The organism is Micromonospora sp. AB353 (assembly GCF_049538395.1).
Taxonomy (GTDB): Bacteria; Actinomycetota; Actinomycetes; order Mycobacteriales; family Micromonosporaceae; genus Micromonospora; species Micromonospora aurantiaca.
The window spans coordinates 1-1,627 of sequence record NZ_JBMVFV010000174.1; the positions used below are offsets into that span (position 1 = coordinate 1).

The 1,627-nt window shown below is 76.4% G+C and carries 1 protein-coding gene; it reads left to right on the forward strand.

Annotation, left to right across the window (positions count from 1 at the left end; genetic code table 11):
* Positions 1-1,627: SpnB-like Rossmann fold domain-containing protein (locus tag ACPCK6_RS29545; RefSeq protein WP_423482851.1), on the forward strand; the 1,627-nt coding region annotated here is incomplete at both ends.

The following is a 1,627-nucleotide window of genomic DNA, read 5'->3' on the forward strand; positions in this document are numbered from 1 at the left end:
ACGGCGGGTGGACCTGCCCACGTACGCCTTCCAGCACCAGCGCTACTGGCCCGCCGCCGGCCGGGCGCGTACGGGCGACGTGTCCGGGGCCGGACTCGGCCGCACCGGGCACCCGCTGCTCGGCGCGACGGTGGACCTGGCCGGCGACGACGAGATGGTGCTGACCGGCCGGCTCTCCCTGGCCACGCACCCGTGGCTGGCCGACCACACGGTCTCCGGGCTGACGCTGGTGCCGGGCACCGCCCTGGTCGAGCTGGCCGTACGGGCCGGCGACGAGGTGGGCCTCTCCCGGCTGCGGGAGCTGACCATGGCCGCCCCGCTGGCCCTCCCCGGAACGGGAGGCGTGCGGATCCAGGTGCGGGTGTCCACGTCGGAGTCGCCGCAGCGTCCCGTCGCCGTCTACTCCCGCCCCGACGACGACCCCGAGGCGGGCTGGACCCGGCACGCGGAGGGCGTGCTGGAGCCTTCCACCGCCGACGAGCCGGACCCGGTCACCTGGCCCCCCGCCGGCGCGGCGGAGGTGGACCTGGCGAACTGGTACCCGACGCTGGCGGAACACGGCCTGACGTACGGGCCGGCCTTCCAGGGGCTCCGGCGTGCCTGGACCGGCGGCGACGAGGTGTACGCCGAGGTGGTCCTGCCGGACGACGCGACGGAGGCCGCCGGATTCGGCGTGCACCCGGCGCTGCTGGACGCCGCCCTGCACCCGATCGGACTGCTGCTCGGTGGCGAGGAATCGAGCGGACCACGGGTACCGTTCGCCTTCGAGGGCGTGCAGGTCCACGCCGCAGGCGCGGGGACGCTACGGGTGCGCCTGACCCGCGACGGCTCCGGGCTGCGGCTGGCCGCGTACGACGAGGTGGGCGCGCCGGTCGTGTCGGTGGACTCCCTCGCCCTGCGGGAGCTGACCGGCGTGGCCGCGCCGGGCGTGGCCACGCGGTCGCTGTTCGAGCTGCGATGGCCGGCCGTGGAGACCGCGCCCGCCGGGGAGCTTTCCGGCTGGGCGCTGGTGACCGGCGGCCGGGAGCTGCCGGCACCCGTCGGAATGCCCACGTACCCCGACGTGGCGGCGGTCGCGGGGGAGGAGTCCGTCCCCCGGACGCTGCTGCTGCCGGTGTTCCCCGCGCCCGGCGCGGCGACGGCGGAGTCGGTCCGGGCGGTGACCTCGGACGTGCTGGCGACGGTGCAGTCCTGGCTCGCGGCGGATGCCCTGGCGGACTCGCGGCTCGTGGTCGTGACCCGGGGCGCGGTGTCGATCGGCGACGGCGACCGGGTGACCGACCTGGCCGGCGCGGCGGTGTGGGGTCTGCTGCGGTCGGCGCAGTCGGAGCACCCGGGCCGCATCGTGCTCGCGGACGTCGACGGCGACCTGGACGCCGCGCTGATGGCCCTGCTGGACGGCGTCCTGCGGGAACCGGCCGCGACCGGCGGCCAGTTGGCCGTCCGAGGGGATGCGGTGTACTCGCCGCGCCTGGTCCGGGCCGGCATCACGGCTGCGGAGACGCCGGTCGTGGGTGACGGTGCGGTGCTGGTGACCGGTGGTACGGGTGCGTTGGGTGCGTTGGTCGCGGAGCATCTGGTGTCGGCGTACGGCGTGCGGTCGCTGGTGTTGGTGTCGCGGCGTGGT